This is a genomic window from Yersinia aldovae ATCC 35236, assembly GCF_000173735.1.
GTDB lineage: Bacteria > Pseudomonadota > Gammaproteobacteria > Enterobacterales > Enterobacteriaceae > Yersinia > Yersinia aldovae.
In genome coordinates, this window is sequence record NZ_ACCB01000025.1 from 1 (window position 1) to 20,876 (window position 20,876).

Genomic DNA, 20,876 nt, shown 5'->3' on the forward strand with positions numbered 1-20,876 from the left:
GCGGGCAGCATAAATGCTGTTCAAATCGGTTCCCGACCGATTTGTCTCTCGCTTGCCGCCTTCCTGCAACTCGAATTATTTAGGGTTTAGTCATTTTATGGCGAGTTATATTTTCACATTACTGGAGTAATTAAGATGCAAAAGCTAGCTGAGTTGTATCGTGGCAAGGCGAAGACCGTCTATACCACCGAAAACCCTGACCTATTGGTATTGGAGTTCCGTAATGATACGTCAGCACTGGATGGTCAGCGCATTGAGCAGTTTGACCGTAAGGGTATGGTAAACAACAAATTTAACCATTTCATTATGGCTAAATTGGAAGCCGCCGGTATTCCAACTCAAATGGAACGCTTGCTGTCAGATACCGAAGTGTTGGTGAAAAAACTGGAAATGATCCCAGTTGAATGCGTTATCCGTAACCGCGCTGCGGGTTCTTTGGTTAAGCGTTTGGGTATCGAAGAAGGCATAGTACTGAATCCACCGCTGTTTGACTTGTTTTTGAAAAATGACGCCATGCATGACCCGATGGTCAATGAGTCTTACTGTAAGACCTTTGGCTGGGCGACAGAAGCACAATTGGCCCGCATGAAAGAACTGAGTTATTTAGCCAATGACGTGTTGAGCAAACTGTTTGATGATGCCGGTTTAATCCTGGTAGATTTCAAGTTGGAATTCGGTCTGTTCAACGGCGAAGTGGTATTGGGTGATGAGTTCTCACCCGATGGCAGCCGTTTGTGGGATAAGAAAACCCTGAACAAAATGGATAAAGACCGTTACCGCCAAAGCCTGGGGGGGTTGATTGAAGCCTACGAGGAAGTCGCACACCGTATAGGCGTAAAATTAGACTAACCGCGCAATCGATTACGTTTTTCTGACATCATCGTTTTAAGGGGAGAGTCCCATCTCCCCGATGTTTTTCTTATTCTCCCCACCGCATTAATCATTTGTACTTTTAATGGTATTAGCTTCATAGATTTCCTACGATAATACGTAAGGACTATATCTGGGAGCAAAGCTATGCGTTGGCAAGGTCGTCGTGAAAGCAATAATGTGGAAGACAGGCGTGGAAATTCATCCGGTGGTGGTGGATTCCGGCCACCGATAGGTGGCAAGGGCGGTCTGGTTATCTTGATTGTGGTATTGGTTGCAGGCTATTACGGTGTTGATTTGACTCCGCTATTAAACGGCAGTGACCCGATGTCACAAACTCAGACGCAGCAGCGCTCGCCAACGGCTATCAGCCCGCAAGATGACCAGTATGCCAAATTCACCTCGGTGGTTTTAGCTGACACAGAAGACACTTGGAAACCTATCTTCCAGCAAATGGGGCGCACCTATCAGGAACCGAAGCTGGTGATGTACCGTGGTGCAACTCGTACCGGTTGTGGCACCGGTCAGTCAGTGATGGGGCCATTTTACTGCCCGGCAGACAGCACAGTTTATATCGATTTATCGTTCTACGAAGAGATGAAAAATAAGCTAGGAGCAGGCGGCGATTTTGCTCAAGCTTATGTAATTGCTCACGAAGTTGGGCACCATGTACAGCATTTGTTAGGTATTGATACCAAGGTTCGCCAGCAACAGCAAGGCGCATCTCAGGCTGAAGTTAATCGCTTATCGGTCAAAATGGAATTGCAGGCTGATTGTTTTGCTGGCGTTTGGGGTAAAGCGATGGATCAGCAACAGGTATTGGAGATCGGTGACCTGCAAGAAGCGCTTAATGCCGCACAAGCCATTGGTGATGACCGGCTCCAGCAGAAGAGTCAGGGCAGAGTCGTACCCGATAGTTTTACGCATGGTACCTCGCAACAACGCTATACCTGGTTTAAGCGTGGTTTTGACAGCGGTGATCCTAATAGCTGTAATACTTTTGCCAGCCGCTAATAGCGCTAGAACCTCAAGTAAGCAGAGACTATCATAACCGCACTTTCTTTTTGCCGGCACGCTCGCTGCCAGCATCTATTGCAAGGCAGGGATAACTATCATGGCAAAGCAGAATAACTATTATGGCAAAGCAGAATAACTATTATGGTAAAGCAGAATAACTATGGCCGCTCTTGATCCAACCTTATTGATCCTTTTGGCGCTGGCAGCGCTTGGGATCATCAGTCATAACATGACCGTTACATTGGCAATTCTGATATTAATCGCGATTAGAATCACCCCTCTGAATCAGTTTTTCCCGTGGGTGGAAAAATATGGCCTCACCATCGGCATATTGATTCTGACCATTGGTGTCATGGCACCGATCGCCAGCGGTAAAATCAGCGCCAGCGAGGTATTGCATTCATTTATTCAATGGAAATCGATATTAGCCATTGTGGTTGGTGTGGCCGTCTCTTGGCTCGGCGGTCGGGGTGTTTCGCTGATGACACACCAACCGTCGGTGGTTGCAGGCCTACTGGTTGGTACGGTACTCGGCGTCGCCTTGTTTAGAGGCGTGCCGGTGGGACCATTGATTGCCGCTGGTTTGCTCTCATTGGTTATCGGTAAATCCTAAGGTGATCGATGCCATTATTGCCCACCAGCCAAAAATGGCACGACAAGGGATTCGGCGTTTACTGATTCTCAGTGGTCAGCGCGATTGGTCACGACAGCAGGCGGCTATTTTGCGCCAACAATTGCCAGGTGATTGGCTTTGGCTGGGCGATTCCCCACCAGCGGATGTTACCTGCGTCAGTGCTAGTGCGGCAAAAACGCTGCTGGGGCAAGAGTGGTTGCACGGTGTGTTTGATGGTACTGACGGTTTTAATACCGAGGCACTGGCAGTCTTGGCGGGGGCTTTGCGTGCTGGGAGCTGGCTGGTTCTGATGGTGCCGGAGTGGGAGAGTTGGCCCTTTCAGCCAGATCACGACAGTTTGCGCTGGAGTGAACAGGGCACACCTATCGTAACCCCCCATTTCATCCGCCATTTACAGCGGCAACTCGTGGCTGAACCCGACGTGGTTTTGTGGCGGCAAGCCAGGCCACTTGCCGTACCTCAGTTTGCTCCCCGCTCTGACTGGCAGCGGCCTGATGGGTCACCTACGGCGGAACAACGGGCTATTTTGCAGCGTCTGATGCAGGCAAAATGCGGTAGTTGGGTACTGACAGCAGCGCGTGGGCGCGGTAAATCGACGCTCGCAGGTATGTTGGTGGCACAGTGGCAAGGCCATTGCTGGGTTACCGGGCCGGGTAAAGCGGCGACACAGGTGCTCAATCAGCGTGCCGGCGAGCGGGCACGATTTTGGGCACCAGATGCATTACTGGACTACTGCCGCCAGCATGATGTCAGTGAAATTGACTGGTTGCTGATTGATGAAGCCGCGGCGATCCCCGCACCATTATTATCCGCATTATTAGCTTATTTTCCGCGCACCTTATTAACCACCACCGTGCAGGGTTACGAAGGTTCCGGGCGTGGTTTTCTGCTTAAATTCTGCGCTACCCTGCGTAATTGGCATCACCTGACCTTAACCAATCCTGTGCGTTGGGCGACTGATGATCCATTGGAGCATGTCGTGGATGATGCGTTATTATTTAATGCGTTACCGATCAGCGATGAGTTAGGCGCAGGATCGTCACCCGCCAGCCAGATTGACATTACCCCTTGTACGCAACGCGATTGGTTAAGTCAGCCTCAACTGCTGCAGCACTACTATGGTTTACTCACCAGCGCGCATTACCGCACCACCCCATTGGATTTACGCCGTTTAATGGATGCGCCGGGGATGCATTTTTTTGCCGCGAAAGCAGCGGATGCTGTGGTCGGAGCGTTATGGCTGGTGGATGAAGGCGGTCTGAGTTGTGATCTTGCCCATGATATCTGGGCGGGAAGGCGGCGTCCGAAGGGCAGTTTGGTGGCGCAATCACTGGCGGCTCACAGTGGGCAATGGCAGGCACCAACGCTATTATCGCGGCGAATCAGCCGGGTTGCTGTCGCACCCTCATGGCGGCGGCAGGGCATCGCTCACCGAATGATTGCCGCCGAGCGACAAAATGCAACACAGCAGCAGCGAGATTTCTTGTCGGTCAGTTTTGGCTATACCGATGAGTTACATGATTTTTGGCGAAGCTGTGGATTTCAGTTGGTGCGAATTGGCAGCCATAAAGAAGCCAGTAGCGGCTGTTATGCGGCGATGGCGCTGTTACCCCTCAGTTCTGCGGGAGAAAAGCTCTGTGAGGCAGCGAGGCAGCAATTAGAGCGTAATTGGTATTGGTTGCATCAATGGGTTGACATTCCAATGCCATCATCGCTATCGCTACCAGCACAACCTGATATCAGCTTAAATGATGATGATTGGCGTGAACTGTCAGGTTTTGCGTTTGCTTTCCGCCCATTAGAGGCCAGCTTGCCTGCGCTACAACGGTTATTGCTACGAAGTGGGTTACCACTGCCGGCATTACGCCAATATTTGCAGCAGGGTATGACGCCGGCGGAGATTGTCCATAACGTGGGCCTTTCAGGGCGCAAAGCGTTGGTGGCGAGATGGCGACAGGAGGCGGCTGAGGGGATGGCGGAGTTATGATTGCAGGTGGCAGAGGGCTGTTGATGCTAAATCAGCCCCCGCCGTGTGATGTTATCTGCGTTCTACTTACTTCTTCTTATCTGGCCAGTCATCGTCGTCGTCCCACTGCGCGTTGTTATCACGATGTGGGGGGATCTCCGGCTTGTTTTTCAAGAAACTTTTATGATCAAGGCGGCGTAACTCTTTGATGCCGTTTAGGATGATGCCTGCCAGTAGAATAAGAATGATCCACCAGTAATCAGCTAGCCAATGCATGGTTTAATTCCTTATATCCATCGTTTTCAAGAGACTGCACCTTGAAACTTATTGGGTATAGTTATGAATCGTGAAAAGATCATAGGCAAATGACGACTCAGCCACTCGCTGCCTGCGACATCTTGTGACTGCCAGGCTTTCAGCAGAATTTCAGGTGTCAATAAATGTTCTGCCGCTGTAGCCAGAGGGTGATAGCTCAGGTGCCACGGTTCTACCGCGATGCCACCATTGTCTTCAGTAAAGGGCCGGTAAAAGCCAAATTCTGCCATATGCGCACTCAGCCATTGGCTTAATGGATAAAAATAACCGCCTGCCTCGTACTCCCAGGGTTCCAGTTGTAATTTAGTATCGATTGGCAACAGTGATGGATCGTAAATATCTAAATCACTGCCCCAATGGTGGCGGCTGGCTCCTGGCAACGCTGACCAACGTAGAATGGCTTCGCAGCGTGCTGGTGTATCGAGTTCACCTATGTCGATTGGTTGGCTGTCTTTATCTAATACTGGCCGCTCACCACGAAATTTACCATTCCAGATGGCTAATTGACGGTCAAAATCGCGAAAAGTGCTGGCCGGTTGTAAATCAAATCCCGCCAACTTGGCAGCCTGTTGCATCGCCTGAAAAGCAGCTACTGCTTGCGGCTGTAGGTGATGGTTGCCGCTTAACACCATCAGATGGTCGGTTGAACGGCCGGTGAGCATTTGTGGTGTTAATGGATGGGCAGTCATGCGATGAGTTGCTCCATGATGCGCTGGTACATTCGACTCAGCAGTTGTAAATCTGCTGCATGAACGCACTCATTAACTTTATGGATAGTGGCATTGACCGGCCCCAGTTCGACAACTTGTGCCCCCATTAACGCGATAAAACGGCCATCTGACGTGCCACCGGTGGTTAGTAGCTGTGGCGTTATCTCGGCATAATGTTCAACGGCGTTAACCACTGCATCCACCAGCGCGCCGCGTGGCGTTAGGAATGGCTGGCCGGACAACACCCACTCAAGGGTGTACTTCAGTTGATGGCGTTCCAGCAGCGCTTCAACCCGTTGTTTAATTATGCTATCGGTCAGTTCAGTGCTGAAACGGAAATTGAACTGCACATAGAACTCACCGGGAATAACATTATTGCTGCCGGTTCCAGCATGTAAATTGGCAATCTGCATACTGGTTGCCGGGAAGAACTCATTACCTTCATCCCATTGGGTCGCAACCAGTTCATTTAGGGCTGGCATGGCGCGATGAACCGGATTATCCGCCAGATGGGGGTAGGCCACATGCCCCTGTATACCCTGAATATGCAGATTGGCTGTGATAGAACCACGGCGGCCATTTTTGACCACATCACCGACTTTATCGGTACTGGAGGGTTCGCCCACCAGACAATAATCCAGCCGCTCGTTGCGTGCCATTAGAGCGTTAACCACTTTTACCGTGCCATTAATTGCTTTGGCCTCTTCATCAGAGGTTATCATAAAGGCCAGGCGGCCGTTATGATTCGGATGGGCCGCGACAAAGCGCTCGGCGGCCACCACCATCGCGGCCAGAGAGCCTTTCATATCAGCAGCACCACGGCCATATAACATGCCATCGCGAATAGTCGGCTCAAAAGGTGGGCTGCTCCAGTGGCTTTCATCACCGGTTGGCACCACATCGGTGTGACCGGCAAACGCCAGTGTTTCACCTTCGCCACGCCATGCCCAGAAGTTAAGCGTATCGCCAAAATTCATCGGTTCAACAGTAAAACCGATCGCTTCTAAACGCTGAATCATGATCTCCTGGCAGCCTGCATCATTAGGGCTGAGCGACGGGCGTTTAATGAGTTGTTGGGCCAGGTCGATTACCGGACAGATCATGTTATTGCACCTCAATAGCAGGTTGGTTATGAATAAACTGTTGATAGCTTTCAATATTGAAGCCCAGTAGCATCTCGCCACTTTCGGCTTGCAGCAGCGGGCGTTTAATGATGGCCGGCTGCGCTAACATTAGGGCTTTAGCACGTTGCACGTCGATGATGGCATCACGCTGTTCTTGCGGCAATTTGCGCCAGGTGGTGCCACGGGTGTTTAACAACGGCTCCCACCCCAGTTTATCAATAAAACTTTGCAGGTGTTCATCGTTCATCCCATCCACGCGATAATCGTGAAATTGGTAGGCAATGCCCTGTTCTTCCAGCCAGCGACGGGCCTTTTTTATGGTGTCACAATTTTTAATGCCATAAAGGCGCAATGATGGGGTTGCTGGGCTATCTGACATGGGAAAATAATACCTCGGCTTAAGGGACTCATCGGAGCAGCCACACCGCTGCCGACTCAAAAAGAGCTATTTGCTCTTAATGCAGGAAGATAGCCCATAATGCGGGAAAATTGTATTTGAATCCAGACGGCTATCGGCTATTGAGTGCCAGGGCGGGCTGTTACGGTGTTAACCGATGGCATCAAGGTCTGCGGCGTATTGGCGGATGGCTTTTTGGTAGAGGCTGATGTCCTGATGGCTCGAGGTGTCGGCTAGCAGTATTAATAGTGCGGCGACAGCCTCTTTGGTTTCACCGAGGTTGTACAGCGTCATGGCACGAAACAGGGTTATCTCTTTTGCTTGCGGGAAACAGGCCAGTGCGCGGTCAAAGGTTTCCAGTGATTCTTTATACTGCCCCAGCGCCCGATAGGTGCTGCCCAATCCTAAATAAGCTTCCTGTAACTCTTTACCTGCCAGATGATGATCGATAGCGGCGTGGTAGAACGGGATAGCTTGCAACTCCAACCCTTGCACGTCATACAATGAGGCAATTTTATGGAGCAGGCTGGCATTTTCAGGGTCGCGGCGCAGTAAATCCTGTGCCATTGACACCGCATCATCATAGCGGCCCAGTTCTTTGAGTGAATCGATGGAGTGTTTCATGGTTTTGCTCAGTATTTTGTCAATAATGGTTTTTTGCCAAAAACGATTTTTATCTCTCTTTAGATGGGAAAGCTACTCCGTAATTTTAAAACAGGCAAGTAAAGTGGTGGCTGCCAGCGCATCACAGTAAAAAAGAGCAAATTCAATCTCTCTGAACCCGATCTCATTTTAGCGATTGGATAGCCTGCTTTCTATTTTGATTGTTTAAATAATAGGCGTATACTAGCTCGCGATAATTAGAGAGGATGTTATGGTTGATGTTGAGTTAAATACGTGGAAAGAGTTTATCGAGGCGATGCTGCGTAAGGCATAATCGAATAAACCCGCAGTAAAGTCAGTATTATTTTGGTTTGTTTTAACGATTTATTTATGACACCCAGGGGCGAGGAATCGCTCGCAAAAAGGCAGAACCGTGATGGTTTCTGCCTTTTTTATATCTGTCATTCTTTACATCGCAGGTGTGTTGCTACTCTATTACTCGGCTCGCGGCGGTTTGCCGGGGAAGCGTCTGCGAACCAGAACAAAGAACAGTGGCACAAAGAAAATGGCCAATACGGTGGCAGAAATCATCCCGCCCATCACGCCGGTACCTACCGCATGTTGACTGCCAGAACCCGCCCCTTGGCTGATCGTCATCGGCAATACGCCAAAGGCAAAGGCCAGTGAGGTCATCAGAATTGGCCGCAGCCGTAGGCGTGAAGCCTCAAGTGTGGCCTCTACCAGGTCTTTGCCTTTACCGTTTAACTCACTGGCGAACTCCACAATCAAGATGGCATTTTTGGCCGATAACCCGATGATAGTCAATAACCCGACCTGAAAGTAAACGTCATTTTCTAATCCGCGCATCCAGGTGGCGGCAACCGCGCCAATAACCCCTAATGGCACCACCAGCATCACCGAGAAGGGAATTGACCAACTTTCATACAGTGCGGCCAGGCACAAGAACACGACCAACAGTGAAATGGCATACAGGGCAGGGGCTTGAGAGCCGGATAGCCGTTCCTGATACGACATTCCCGTCCATTCCAGCCCGAAGCCATTGGGCAGTTGTTTGACCAAATTCTCCATCACATTCATGGCAGTGCCGGTACTGACGCCAGGTGCCGCCTCGCCGACAATTTCCAGGGCGGAATAGCCGTTGTAGCGCTCCAGTCGTGGCGAACCGTATTCCCAGCGGGTGGTCGAAAATGCCGAGAATGGCACCATACCGCCGCTGTTATTACGTACATACCATTTGTATACGTCTTCTGGCAGCATTCGTGCTGTGGCCTCAGATTGCACATAGACTTTCTTCACCCGGCCTCTGTCAACAAAGTCGTTGACGTAAGTAGAACCCCAAGCCGTTTTCAGCGTGTTGTTGATGTCATCTAGTGACACCCCCAGCGCTTGTGCTTTGCGCTGATCAATATCGATCTGCAACTGCGGGCTATCATCCAGCCCGTTATGGCGCACGCGGGTCAGTGCCGGGTCTTGGGAGGCCAGTTGTAATAGCTGGTCACGAGCCGCCATCAGTTTTTCGTGGCCTAAACCACCATGATCTTGCAGCTCCATATCGAAGCCAGAAGAGCCGCCTAAGCCTGAAATAGCCGGTGGGCTGCTCACCGATACTTTTGCTTCAATGATTTTATTAAACGCTTTAGTTGCCCGCTCGATGATGGCAAAGGAGGAGTCGTTGCTGTCAGTTCGTTTATCCCAATCGGCCAGTCGAATAAACAACCGCGCGACGTTCTGGCCGTTACCTCCAGGGCCGGAACCGACAGTTGAGAACACTGACAGCACATTATTCTGCTCTTGTGTCAGGAAGTAATTTTCTACATTTTCAACCACTTTCAGGGTTTGTTGCTGGGTTGAACCTACCGGAAGCTGGACTTGGGCCATGAAAACACCGCGATCCTCCAGTGGCAGGAAAGAGGTTGGCAGTTTGAGGAACAATAAGGCTAATCCGCCGAGCAGCAATAAATACAACAGCATAAAGCGCGCACTGTGGTGCAATACCCGCGCAACCCCCTTTTCGTAACGGTGAGCGTTACGGTCAAACATGCGGTTAAACCAGCCGAAGAAGCCGCGTTTGGCATGATGGTGCCCCGGTGCGATGGGCTTGAGCATGGTGGCGCACAGTGCGGGTGTTAGGATCAACGCGACCAGCACCGATAGCACCATCGCAGAGACAATCGTAATGGAGAACTGGCGGTAGATTGCGCCGGTAGTGCCACCAAAGAAGGCCATCGGGATAAATACCGCTGACAGTACCAGCGCAATCCCCACCAGCGCCCCCTGAATTTGCCCCATCGATTTGCGGGTGGCTTCGCGTGGGTCTAGCCCTTCCTCACTCATTACCCGTTCGACGTTTTCCACCACCACGATGGCATCATCCACTAGCAATCCAATAGCCAATACGATGGCGAACATAGTCAACGTATTGATACTAAAGCCGAAGGCTGACAATATCGCAAAGGTACCCAGTAGAACCACCGGTACGGCGATGGTGGGGATCAGTGTGGCCCGAAAATTCTGCAAGAACAGGTACATAACCAGGAAAACCAGCACAATGGCTTCTATCAGTGTTTTGACCACATCCTTGATTGAGGCTTTAACAAAGGGGGTAGTTTCATACGCTATTTTGGCTTCCAGCCCATGTGGAAAGAAAGGCGACAACTCAGCAATACGGGCTTTAACCCGCTCATCGGTTTGCAATTCATTCGCGCCGGAGGCCAGTTTGATACTCATCCCCGATGCGGCCTGCCCGTTAAAGCGGCTCAGGTAGTCGTACTTCTCGGCACCCATCTCAATTTTTGCCACATCACCCAAGGTCACTAGCGAACCGTCCTGATTGACTCGCAGGGTTATCTCCCTGAATTGCTCCGGAGTTTGTAATTGAGATTGAGCATTAATCGTGGCATTCAATGCCTGATTATCAACTGAAGGCGTTCCACCTAATTGCCCTACCGCTATCTGGCTGTTTTGTGATTGGATTGCGGTGACAATATCCTGTGTAGTGAGTTGATAATTATTGAGTTTATTGGGATCAAGCCAGATACGCATGGCATATTGTGAACCGAAAGCATCAATGCTGCCCACCCCTTCAATGCGGCTAAGGGGATCTTGCAGATTACTGGCGACATAATCGGCAATATCTTGTTTGTCCATGCTGCCATCGGTGGAGACAAACGCCACCATCATCAGTGTGTTATCACCTGATTTTGATACTGAAACCCCTTGCTGCTGTACATCTTGCGGCAACTTTTTGATGGCTGATTGCAACTGGTTCTGTACCTGCTGCATCGCTTCATTAGGGTCAGTTCCTGCCTGGAAAGTCAGCGTTATGGATGCACTGCCGGAGTTACTGCTTTGCGACGACATATAAAGCAGGCTATCCAGGCCAGTCATACTCTGTTCTATGACTTGTGTAACCGTATTTTCCAGGGTTTTCGCCGAGGCTCCGGGATAAGAGGCACTGATACGAACATTTGGTGGCGCTAAATTCGGATATTGCTCAATCGGTAAAGTTGAGATGGCTAACACGCCGGTAAGGCACAAAATAATCGCCAATACCCAGGCAAAAATCGGGCGGTCGATGAAAAAATTTGCCATGCAGTACAGCCTTTAAAAGTTAGATTCAGTAGAAACTACTGTGCACTCTACTCGGGAACACGGTGGAGAACGTGAAGAAAAAAAGGAGATAGTGTAAAAAACATCGATAGAACCGAGTTAATTCACGTTGATGGGGGGAAATGATGCTAAACAGGTTTTTTCTTTGGTATCAGGTAGACTGATTAATAGTCATCCAACGTTAGGAACCTGTATGGAACTCAATCCAGTATTTGCTCGTCGCCTCTATCTTTGTTGGTTAATCAGCAGTGACAATGCATTGAACGTGCCGCATTTGATGGCGCTGACCGGCTGGCCACGGCGCACGTTACAGGATGTATTAAAAGCGCTGCCCGGTTTAGGTGTCACCCTGACGTTTGTACAGCAGGGTGTGCGCAACAACGCAGGTTATTATAGATTGGATCATTGGGGGCCACTGAACAAAAAATGGATACAGGATAACCATGATGCTATTTTAGCCGCCATCACGTAGCGGCAATGTGTCTCAGTATTTTTTATTTTCTATATACATAATGGTTGCGGCGACCCGTGAACGTACATTCAGTTTACGCAATAAGTTGCGGATATGGACTTTCACGGTTTCTTCCGAAATGTGCAGTTCAAAAGCGACCTGTTTATTAGACATACCGCGCGCGACCTCCTGCAACACATCTAATTCGCGCTCAGTTAATTCAGAGAAAGGGTTAACCTGTTCATGGCGTGAAGATAAATACTGTGCAACCTCATTACTGAATACATTCTCACCGGCTGCGGCTTGACGAATATTTTCCAGCAATATTTCGGGTTCACTGTCTTTTAACAGATATCCATCCGCGCCTGCATCAATCACCGCGTAAACATCACTGCGGGCATCGGAGACGGTCAGTACGATAATACGTGCATCAATACCTTCATTGCGCAACGTTTTCAGCGTTTCCAGCCCGGACATTCCTTTCATATTCAAATCAAGCAAAATGACGTCCGGTTGGTGTTTGACCGCTTCGATAATGGCTTCACCGCCATTATTGGCTTCGGCAACCACGTCAAAAATGCTATCCAACTCAAGTAATTGTTTTATTCCACGACGCATCAGTGGGTGATCGTCAACAATCATAATAGTGTGACTTTTGGTCATGTAAGTAATGTCCCTGTAACCGATATATACCCTTCATCATTCAAACTACAGTAGTGTTGGCTGACAGTTTCTTGCATGTCGCTTTTCTGTAATTTGAAATCTATGAGTATAGAAATTAAACGTCTGGTTGCTGAATACGGATTATCGTCATGGTGATAGCCAATTTAGTGGGCTACGTTATCCATTATTGTTAGTAAAACTCTCCTCTAAGTGTACCTCAAAACTCTGGCCAGGTTCATTTACAGCAGCAGTTTATATGAAGAAATAATGTTCAGTATACAATCTGATTTTGATACTCATTCTCATTAAATGAATCGTTATATAAAAAAGGAGATAACGCAAATCGATTTAATAGTGAGAAAACAGAAAAATAACCACCAAATTAATTGATCTTGCGCAATATATACGGGAGATTAACCATAAAGAGTAATTATTTTATTACCAACTATTGAGTATTTATATAACAGACACAGAGGAATTTCTTTTATTAAAACAAATAAGAATAATTATCATCCCGATAGCTCCATTCGGGTTTTAAATGAATATTCTCTACCCACATGCAGGCGCGCCAGTAGATGTTAAGGATATCAGTATGACTGATTTATCGCGGCGTAAATTACTGACGGGTTTTTGGCAGGCAGATAAATCGTCAAACAGCGTTATCCGGCCACCCTGGTCGGTAGCGGAAAGCGATTTTATCGCAGGTTGTACCCGCTGCCATGCGTGTGTCTCTGCCTGTGAAACGGGCGTCTTAATTGCTGGAAGTGGCGGATTCCCCGAAATAGATTTTCAACGTGCTGAATGCAGCTTTTGTCAGCAATGCGTACAGGCTTGTGATGCTGGGGTGTTTTTCTCAACAGAGCTGACCGCCTGGTCGATTAAAGTCAGCATATCAGAGCGCTGTTTGCCGTTGCACAACATTGAATGCCGTAGCTGTCAGGATAGTTGTGAAACCCGAGCGATTCGATTTCGTCCGCGTCTCAATGGCATTGCCCGGCCCGAATTAGACCTTCCTGCTTGTACCGGATGTGGTGCCTGTGTACCCAGTTGCCCGGTTCAGGCAGTAACCCTCACCCGGAGCGACGATGGAAGATAAAGAATGGCATGTCTGTGGATTGGTGTTGCAGGCCAAACCGGCACGAATAGCGGCGCTAATTGACAGCTTGCTGGCGATTCCGGGAACAGAAATACCCACCAGTGATGCCGCTCAGGGCAAATTGGTTGTTGTTATGCAGGCGGCGCGCTCAGACGTGCTCCTGAATTATATTGAGTCAGCACGGAATCTGGATGGTGTGCTGGCTGTATCGCTGGTTTATCACCAGCAGGAAAGCCAAGGTGAGGAAATGCCATGAAACTCAGTCGCCGGGATTTTATGAAAGCCAACGCCGCGGTTGCCGCCGCCGCCGCCGCTGGATTGACCATACCGACGGTCGCTAAGGCGGTCGTGGGTGACAACGCAAATGCAATAAAATGGGACAAAGCGCCTTGCCGATTCTGTGGTACCGGTTGCGGGGTGTTAGTCGGCACACAAAATGGCCGTATCGTGGCATCACAAGGTGATCCCGACTCACCGGTAAACCGTGGTCTGAACTGTATAAAAGGCTATTTCCTGCCAAAAATCATGTACGGCAAAGACCGACTGACTCAGCCACTGCTGCGGATGAAAGACGGCCAGTATGATAAAGAAGGTGACTTTACCCCGATAAGTTGGGAAAAAGCCTTTGATATCATGGAGCTGAAATTTAAAAATGCGCTCAAAGAGAAAGGCCCGACCGCAGTGGGGATGTTTGGCTCCGGCCAGTGGACGGTGTGGGAAGGTTATGCTGCTTCCAAGCTGCTAAAAGCCGGTTTCCGCTCCAACAACCTGGACCCGAATGCCCGTCACTGCATGGCATCCTCTGTGGTGGGTTTTATGCGTACCTTTGGTATGGATGAGCCAATGGGTTGCTACGATGATATTGAAGAAGCAGATGCATTCGTGCTCTGGGGCTCCAATATGGCGGAAATGCACCCGATCTTGTGGTCGCGCATGACCAGCCGCCGCCTGACCGATAACAACGTCAAAATTGCCGTGCTATCGACCTTCGAACACCGCAGTTTTGAGTTGGCAGATAACCCGATCATCTTCACCCCGCAGACTGATCTGGCTATCATGAATTACATCGCTAATTACATTATTCAAAACAATGCTGTTGATCAGGGCTTCCTTGACCGCCATGTGAATTTCCGTCGCGGTGCGACGGATATCGGCTACGGCTTGCGGCCAACTCATCCACTGGAAAAAGCCGCCAAGAATCCAGGCAGTGATGCTTCTGAGCCAATGAGCTTTGATGATTTCAAAGCGTTTGTGGCGGAATATACCCTAGAAAAAGTCTCAAAAATGAGTAGCGTGCCGGAAGATCAACTGGAAGCGCTGGCGCAGTTGTATGCTGATCCGAAAGTGAAACTGGTCTCCTACTGGACGATGGGCTTTAACCAACATACCCGCGGCGTCTGGGCCAATAACATGTGCTACAACTTGCATCTGTTGACCGGCAAAATCTCAAAACCAGGCTCTGGCCCATTCTCCCTGACCGGCCAGCCTTCGGCTTGTGGTACCGCGCGTGAAGTGGGGACGTTCTCCCACCGCCTACCGGCAGATATGGTGGTAACCAACGAGAAACATCGCCAAATTGCTGAAACCAAATGGCAACTACCGGCTGGCACTATCCCGGATAAAGTCGGTTTACACGCCGTAGCTCAAGACCGGGCGCTGAAAGATGGCACCCTCAACGCCTACTGGGTGATGTGTAACAACAACATGCAGGCTGGCCCGAATATCAACGAAGATCGTATGCCGGGCTGGCGTGATCCGCGTAACTTCATTGTGGTTTCTGACCCGTATCCGACCATTAGTGCGCTGGCTGCCGACCTGATTCTACCGACTGCGATGTGGGTGGAGAAAGAGGGCGCTTACGGTAACGCCGAACGCCGCACCCAATTCTGGCGTCAGCAGGTATCGGCACCGGGTGAGGCAAAATCTGACTTGTGGCAGATAGTTGAGTTCGCTAAACGCTTTAAAGTGGAAGAGGTTTGGCCTGCCGAACTCATCAATAAAAAACCGGAATATCGCGGCAAGACACTGTATGACGTGTTGTTTGCCAACGGTGTGGTAAACAAATATCCGTTGAGTGAAATCCCAGCCGACCAATTGAATGACGAAGCGCGTGATTTCGGCTTCTACCTGCAAAAAGGTCTGTTTGAAGAGTATGCCGATTTTGGTCGCGGTCACGGCCACGACCTGGCACCTTTTGACCGCTACCATCAAGAGCGCGGCCTGCGCTGGCCGGTGGTTAACGGTAAAGAAACCCTCTGGCGTTACCGCGAAGGCTTTGATCCCTTTGTACCGAAAGGCGAAGAGGTGCGTTTTTACGGCAAACCTGATGGTAAAGCCGTGATTTTTGCTCTGCCATACGAACCCGCGGCGGAAAGTCCGGATCAGGAATATGACCTGTGGCTATCAACCGGCCGCGTGCTGGAACACTGGCACACCGGTTCGATGACCCGTCGTGTTCCTGAGTTACACCGTGCCTTCCCTGAGGCGGTGTTATTCATTCATCCGCTGGATGCCAAAAAGCGCGGTTTACACCGTGGCGACAAGGTGAAAGTGATATCACGCCGTGGTGAGCTGATTTCTCTGGTGGAAACCCGTGGCCGTAACCGCCCACCAGAAGGGCTGGTGTACATGCCGTTCTTCGATGCGGCGCAGTTAGTCAATAACCTGACTCTTGATGCCACCGATCCACTGTCCAAAGAAACTGACTTTAAGAAATGTGCAGTGAAACTGGAGCGTGTGGTTGCGTAATACGCGTTGTCCGCCCTGCGGGGCGGGCCTCGGCAATCACTTATAACGCTTATCCAGGGATGCTCAGGAAAGACGGTGTACTCAGGAGAACATAATGAATAACTCGATTTTTACATCATTAAACCGCCGGTTTTTGTCAGTCATATCACTGTTGGCAATATTGGTGATAGCTGGCGTGGCAACGGCTGCCAGCAATGTCGATATGGATTTATCTCAATCGCCGGAAGTCTCCGGTACGGCTGAAGGCAAAGTGAAAATGCCGAAACAGCAACAGCGGATGGCGCTGAACTATGTCAATCAACCACCACTAATCCCGCATAGTGTGGATGGTTATCAGATCAGTAAAAACACCAACCGTTGCCTGCAATGCCACGGGGTTGAGCACTATCGTACCACCGGTGCACCGCGTATCAGCCCGACTCACTTTATTGATCGTGATGGCAAAGTCTCCAGCGAAGTGTCTCCGCGCCGCTATTTCTGCCTGCAATGTCATGTTCCACAAACCGATGCAGCCCCGATTGTCGGTAACAGCTTTCAGCCTGCACCCGGCTTTGGCCAATAACCGAAATGAGCGAGATGAGTTATGAGCGAGATTAAAAAGCCCGGTGTTATCAAACGAATATGGCAGTGGTGGCGCAGGCCAAGCCGCCTGGCACTCGGTACTTTACTGCTGATTGGTTTTGTCAGTGGCATCATTTTCTGGGGCGGTTTTAATACCGGCATGGAGATGGCGAATACCGAGAAATTCTGTATCAGTTGTCATGAAATGAAAGACAACGTGTATCAGGAATACATGGGAACCATCCATTACAGCAACCGCAGTGGTGTGAAAGCAACTTGCCCTGATTGTCACGTTCCCCATGAGTGGGGACCAAAGATGCTGCGTAAGATAAAAGCCAGTAAAGAGCTGTATGCCAAGACCTTTGGCCTGATTGATACACCGCAGAAGTTTGAGGCTCACCGCCTGACAATGGCTGAGAATGAGTGGGCGCGGATGAAGGCTAACGGCTCGCAAGAGTGCCGTAACTGCCATAATTTTGACAATATGGATTTCACCGCCCAGAAAACGGTGGCGGCGAAAATGCACAGTAAAGCGATTACTGAAGGGAAAACCTGTATCGATTGCCACAAAGGGATTGCGCATAAGTTGCCGGATATGAAAGAAGTACCTAACGGCTTCTAACAGTAAAACGCCTAATTACACTCTTCTTAAATGCCCCGGTTATCGGGGCATTTTTTTTTACACTTGTTTCTATTGCAAATAAACAGGGACTGACGTTATCTAAGTGAATAAAATCTCATGGTGTTGTCAGGAGTAAAGAAGGTCTTATGTCAGTCAAAATTGAAAATGTAAAAGAAGAACTGTTATCTGAAAATTGGTTTAAGCTGCGCAAATATATCTATGATTTAAAAACCGAAAGTGGCACTGCGGTACAGCAAATTCGTGAGGTCTATGACCGGGGCAATGGCGCGACTATTCTGCTGTATAACCGTCAGAAGGGAACGGTAGTTCTGATTGACCAATTCCGGATGCCAACTTATGTCAATGGCAATCCCACCGGTATGTTGCTGGAAGCCTGCGCCGGTTTACTGGATAATGATTCGCCGGAAGAGTGCATTCGCCGTGAAGCGATGGAAGAAACTGGCTATCAAATTGATAAAGTACAGAAGCTGTTTGAGGCTTATATGTCGCCGGGTGGCGTCACTGAAATAATCTATTTCTTCGCCGCTGAATATCATTCTGACCAAAAAGTCACCGATAACGTTGGGGTGGAAGATGAGGTAATTAACGTCGTCGAGCTGCTATTTAGCGAAGCCATTGCCATGATGGCCGATGGCCGTATTAAAGACGGTAAAACGATTATGCTGTTGCAGTATGCTCAGATTCATAATTGGTTCCAATAAATACCTTCCTCACCTGATACAGCCGCGTTGCTCGCGGCACTTATTTCCCCTGATTGTTGATGATTCCCTCTGATTGATAAGTAAATTCTTCATTTGATGCAAAAATGTTATGCAGAGTATGGCCTGCTTCATAGATTGTGATAAATGACTCACTATACTGTTTCTCTACCGCCTCAAAGCATAAAAGCAAGGGAACCTACAATGGACGAACAATTGAAACAGAGTGCGCTTGATTTTCACCAATTTCCTACGCCAGGGAAGATTCAGGTATCGCCGACCAAACCGCTAGCCACCCAACGAGATTTGGCGCTGGCATACTCCCCCGGTGTTGCTGCGCCGTGTTTGGAAATTGCCGCAGATCCGTTGGCGGCCTACAAATACACGGCGCGCGGTAATCTGGTTGCGGTAATTTCCAACGGCACCGCAGTGCTGGGCTTGGGTAACATCGGCGCATTGGCCGGTAAGCCGGTGATGGAAGGCAAGGGGGTGCTGTTTAAGAAATTCTCAGGTATTGATGTCTTTGACCTTGAAATTGATGAACTTAATCCGGACAAACTGATTGATATTATCGCCTCGCTGGAACCGACATTTGGCGGCATCAATCTGGAAGATATCAAAGCGCCAGAGTGTTTTTATATTGAGCAGAAATTGCGTGAGCGTATGAAGATCCCGGTGTTCCATGATGATCAGCACGGAACTGCGATTATCTGTACCGCCGCTGTGCTCAATGGCCTGCGCGTTGTGAATAAACAGATAAGCGATGTGAAATTGGTGGTATCTGGCGCAGGAGCGGCATCGATCGCCTGTTTAAATCTGTTGGTGGCGTTGGGATTAAAGCAGCACAACATAACGGTATGTGATTCCAAAGGTGTGATTTATAAAGGCCGTGAGGCCAACATGGAAGGAACCAAAGCGGCCTATGCCATCGAAGATAACGGTCAGCGCACCTTGGGCGATGCCATCCCCAATGCGGATATCTTCCTCGGCTGCTCCGGCCCCGGTGTGCTTACGCAAGATATGGTGAAAACAATGGCACCCAGCCCGTTGATTTTGGCGCTGGCGAATCCTGAACCTGAAATCTTGCCGCCACTGGCCAAAGCGGTGCGCCCTGATGCCATTATCTGTACCGGTCGTTCGGATTATCCAAATCAGGTCAACAACGTGCTGTGCTTTCCGTTCATCTTCCGTGGGGCACTGGACGTTGGTGCGACTACGATTAACGAAGAGATGAAACTGGCTTGTGTTCATGCCATTGCCGATTTGGCGTTGGCGGAACAGAACGATGTGGTTGCTTCTGCTTATGGGGAACAGGATCTCTCGTTTGGCCCTGAATATATTATTCCTAAACCATTCGATCCACGCTTGATTGTGAAAATCGCGCCGGCAGTAGCGAAAGCGGCGATGGACTCCGGTGTGGCAACCCGGCCAATCACTGATTTCAATGCTTATGTCGAAAAACTGTCTGAATTTGTCTACAAAACCAACCTGTTTATGAAGCCTATCTTCTCGCAGGCGAAAAAAGAGATGAAGCGGGTAGTTTTGGCGGAAGGGGAAGAGGAGCGGGTGCTGCACGCTACTCAGGAGCTGGTTTCGCAAGGGCTGGCCTATCCTATTCTGATTGGCCGTCCGAGTGTGATTGAGACTCGCTTGAAGAAGTTGGGCCTACAAATTACGGCGGGCAAAGATTTCGAGGTGGTCAACAACGAGTCAGATCCTCGTTTTAACGAGTATTGGCACGAATATTATCAAATCATGAAGCGCCGTGGTGTTTCGCAAGAACAAGCCCGCCGTGCGGTAATTGGCAATACGACGCTGATTGGCTCCATTATGGTACATCGAGGTGAAGCTGACGCAATGATTTGCGGCACCATTGGCACCTATCATGAGCATTATGATGTGGTAGAGAAAGTCTTTGGTTTCCGTGAGGGAGCGCATGTGGCGGGGGCGATGAATGCGCTGTTGCTGCCAACCGGTAACACCTTTATCGCTGATACTTACGTCAATGACGATCCAACACCGGAACAACTGGCCGAGATTACCTTGATGGCGGCGCAAACGGTGCGCCGTTTTGGTATTGAGCCAAAAGTGGCGCTGTTATCTCATTCGAGTTTTGGCACTTCAAACTGCCCGGCTGCGCGTAAAATGCGCCGTACTCTGGAGTTGGTTAATCAGATGGCACCAGAGTTGGAGATTGACGGTGAGATGCACGGTGATGCGGCGCTGGTAGAAAGCATTCGCCACAACCTGATGCCGGATAGCCCGTTGAAAGGTGCGGCTAACGTACTGATTATGCCGAATATGGAAGCAGCTCGTATCAGCTATAACCTGCTTCGTGTAACGTCATCGGAAGGGGTAACGGTGGGGCCGGTGCTAATGGGCGTGGCGAAACCGGTGCATATTCTGACACCGATTGCGTCGGTACGCCGCATCGTGAATATGGTGGCATTAGCGGTAGTTGAAGCACAAACCGAACCGCTATAAAACCTCTTCGCTCTTAGCATTGCAGCGTGATTAGCGGCTTTTGTTCACCTGAGTCACTTACCTGTGTAAGTGACTCGGGGTCGGCTAAATAGCTGTCTGGCCGCAATGCCAATGGCTTTGAGTATTCAATGGCTCACTTCAACCCGCTGCGGCGGGTTTAGACCTTTAACAATGTTGATAAGCGGGGAAATGTGCCGGATGGATCGTAGCGGCGTGCGCCGCCGCCCCGCCAATCTCAGTGTGAAAAATGGGTTTATCAGTAACTC

At 49.7% G+C, this 20,876-nt stretch carries 20 protein-coding genes; 13 read left to right on the forward strand and 7 right to left on the reverse strand.

The window, feature by feature from the left end:
• Positions 1 to 135: 135 nt before the first annotated feature.
• The 4 genes from purC (at position 136) to YALDO0001_RS12400 (ending at position 4,508) form a co-directional block, all read left to right on the forward strand.
• Positions 136 to 849 (forward strand): phosphoribosylaminoimidazolesuccinocarboxamide synthase, encoded by a 714-nt coding sequence (gene purC, locus YALDO0001_RS12385; RefSeq protein WP_004703658.1) that lies wholly within the window; start codon positions 136 to 138, stop codon positions 847 to 849.
• A 168-nt stretch (positions 850 to 1,017) separates the two neighbouring features.
• Positions 1,018 to 1,884 carry a KPN_02809 family neutral zinc metallopeptidase gene (gene ypfJ / locus YALDO0001_RS12390; protein WP_004703659.1) on the forward strand — a complete coding sequence of 289 codons (867 nt, stop codon included), beginning with the start codon at positions 1,018 to 1,020 and terminating at the stop codon, positions 1,882 to 1,884.
• Between the two features lie 163 nt (positions 1,885 to 2,047).
• A complete protein-coding gene (locus YALDO0001_RS12395; protein WP_004703662.1) occupies positions 2,048 to 2,500 on the forward strand; it encodes a DUF441 domain-containing protein in 453 nt (150 codons plus the stop codon).
• A gap of 34 nt (positions 2,501 to 2,534) precedes the next feature.
• Positions 2,535 to 4,508: a tRNA(Met) cytidine acetyltransferase TmcA gene (locus tag YALDO0001_RS12400; RefSeq protein WP_427926904.1), complete on the forward strand. Its 1,974-nt coding sequence runs from the start codon at positions 2,535 to 2,537 to the stop codon at positions 4,506 to 4,508.
• A gap of 66 nt (positions 4,509 to 4,574) precedes the next feature.
• Here the strand turns inward: YALDO0001_RS12400 and YALDO0001_RS12405 are convergent, their stop codons facing one another.
• The 5 genes from YALDO0001_RS12405 to YALDO0001_RS12425 all read right to left on the reverse strand — a co-directional run bounded on the left by YALDO0001_RS12405 (position 4,575) and on the right by YALDO0001_RS12425 (position 7,657).
• Positions 4,575 to 4,763 (reverse strand): YpfN family protein, encoded by a 189-nt coding sequence (locus YALDO0001_RS12405; protein WP_004703666.1) that lies wholly within the window; start codon positions 4,761 to 4,763, stop codon positions 4,575 to 4,577.
• A 26-nt stretch (positions 4,764 to 4,789) separates the two neighbouring features.
• A complete protein-coding gene (locus tag YALDO0001_RS12410; protein ID WP_042839977.1) occupies positions 4,790 to 5,491 on the reverse strand; it encodes a M15 family metallopeptidase in 702 nt (233 codons plus the stop codon).
• On the reverse strand, positions 5,488 to 6,615 hold the full coding sequence (gene dapE, locus YALDO0001_RS12415; protein WP_042839979.1) for a succinyl-diaminopimelate desuccinylase: 1,128 nt from the start codon (positions 6,613 to 6,615) through the stop codon (positions 5,488 to 5,490). The genes YALDO0001_RS12410 and dapE overlap by 4 nt, the downstream gene beginning before the upstream one ends.
• Position 6,616: 1 nt before the next feature.
• Positions 6,617 to 7,015, reverse strand: coding sequence for an ArsC family reductase (locus YALDO0001_RS12420; RefSeq protein WP_004703672.1), 399 nt, complete (start codon positions 7,013 to 7,015; stop codon positions 6,617 to 6,619).
• A 168-nt stretch (positions 7,016 to 7,183) separates the two neighbouring features.
• Positions 7,184 to 7,657 (reverse strand): tetratricopeptide repeat protein, encoded by a 474-nt coding sequence (locus YALDO0001_RS12425; RefSeq protein ID WP_004703676.1) that lies wholly within the window; start codon positions 7,655 to 7,657, stop codon positions 7,184 to 7,186.
• A 250-nt stretch (positions 7,658 to 7,907) separates the two neighbouring features.
• On the opposite strand from YALDO0001_RS12425, the gene YALDO0001_RS22655 reads away from it, so the two are divergent.
• Positions 7,908 to 7,970 (forward strand): hypothetical protein, encoded by a 63-nt coding sequence (locus tag YALDO0001_RS22655; protein WP_493666653.1) that lies wholly within the window; start codon positions 7,908 to 7,910, stop codon positions 7,968 to 7,970.
• A gap of 161 nt (positions 7,971 to 8,131) precedes the next feature.
• Here YALDO0001_RS22655 and acrD read toward each other — a convergent pair whose 3' ends face one another.
• Positions 8,132 to 11,248, reverse strand: a complete 3,117-nt coding sequence (gene acrD / locus YALDO0001_RS12430) for a multidrug efflux RND transporter permease AcrD (protein WP_004703678.1) — start codon at positions 11,246 to 11,248, stop codon at positions 8,132 to 8,134.
• 211 nt (positions 11,249 to 11,459) lie between these two features.
• Between acrD and YALDO0001_RS12435 the strand changes: the two genes are divergently transcribed.
• Complete coding sequence (locus YALDO0001_RS12435; RefSeq protein ID WP_042548099.1) at positions 11,460 to 11,738, forward strand: winged helix-turn-helix domain-containing protein; 279 nt, start codon at positions 11,460 to 11,462, stop codon at positions 11,736 to 11,738.
• A 12-nt stretch (positions 11,739 to 11,750) separates the two neighbouring features.
• On the opposite strand, the gene narL is transcribed toward YALDO0001_RS12435, so the two are convergent.
• Positions 11,751 to 12,380, reverse strand: coding sequence for a two-component system response regulator NarL (gene narL, locus YALDO0001_RS12440; protein WP_042839980.1), 630 nt, complete (start codon positions 12,378 to 12,380; stop codon positions 11,751 to 11,753).
• Positions 12,381 to 12,972: 592 nt separating this feature from the next.
• On the opposite strand from narL, the gene napF reads away from it, so the two are divergent.
• The 7 genes from napF to maeB all read left to right on the forward strand — a co-directional run bounded on the left by napF (position 12,973) and on the right by maeB (position 20,610).
• Positions 12,973 to 13,476 (forward strand): ferredoxin-type protein NapF, encoded by a 504-nt coding sequence (gene napF / locus YALDO0001_RS12445; protein ID WP_042548101.1) that lies wholly within the window; start codon positions 12,973 to 12,975, stop codon positions 13,474 to 13,476.
• Entirely contained in the window at positions 13,466 to 13,732 is a 267-nt protein-coding gene (napD, locus tag YALDO0001_RS12450) for a chaperone NapD (RefSeq protein WP_042548102.1), read from the forward strand. Before napF ends, napD begins: the two co-directional genes overlap by 11 nt.
• Positions 13,729 to 16,224 (forward strand): nitrate reductase catalytic subunit NapA, encoded by a 2,496-nt coding sequence (napA, locus tag YALDO0001_RS12455; RefSeq protein ID WP_042548103.1) that lies wholly within the window; start codon positions 13,729 to 13,731, stop codon positions 16,222 to 16,224. The genes napD and napA overlap by 4 nt, the downstream gene beginning before the upstream one ends.
• Positions 16,225 to 16,318: 94 nt before the next feature.
• Positions 16,319 to 16,786: a nitrate reductase cytochrome c-type subunit gene (gene napB, locus YALDO0001_RS12460; protein ID WP_042548104.1), complete on the forward strand. Its 468-nt coding sequence runs from the start codon at positions 16,319 to 16,321 to the stop codon at positions 16,784 to 16,786.
• Positions 16,787 to 16,807: 21 nt separating this feature from the next.
• Complete coding sequence (gene napC / locus YALDO0001_RS12465) at positions 16,808 to 17,407, forward strand: cytochrome c-type protein NapC (RefSeq protein ID WP_004703698.1); 600 nt, start codon at positions 16,808 to 16,810, stop codon at positions 17,405 to 17,407.
• A 146-nt stretch (positions 17,408 to 17,553) separates the two neighbouring features.
• Positions 17,554 to 18,129 carry a GDP-mannose pyrophosphatase NudK gene (nudK, locus tag YALDO0001_RS12470; protein ID WP_004703699.1) on the forward strand — a complete coding sequence of 192 codons (576 nt, stop codon included), beginning with the start codon at positions 17,554 to 17,556 and terminating at the stop codon, positions 18,127 to 18,129.
• 201 nt (positions 18,130 to 18,330) lie between these two features.
• Positions 18,331 to 20,610 carry an NADP-dependent oxaloacetate-decarboxylating malate dehydrogenase gene (gene maeB / locus YALDO0001_RS12475; protein WP_004703702.1) on the forward strand — a complete coding sequence of 760 codons (2,280 nt, stop codon included), beginning with the start codon at positions 18,331 to 18,333 and terminating at the stop codon, positions 20,608 to 20,610.
• Positions 20,611 to 20,876 lie beyond the last annotated feature (266 nt).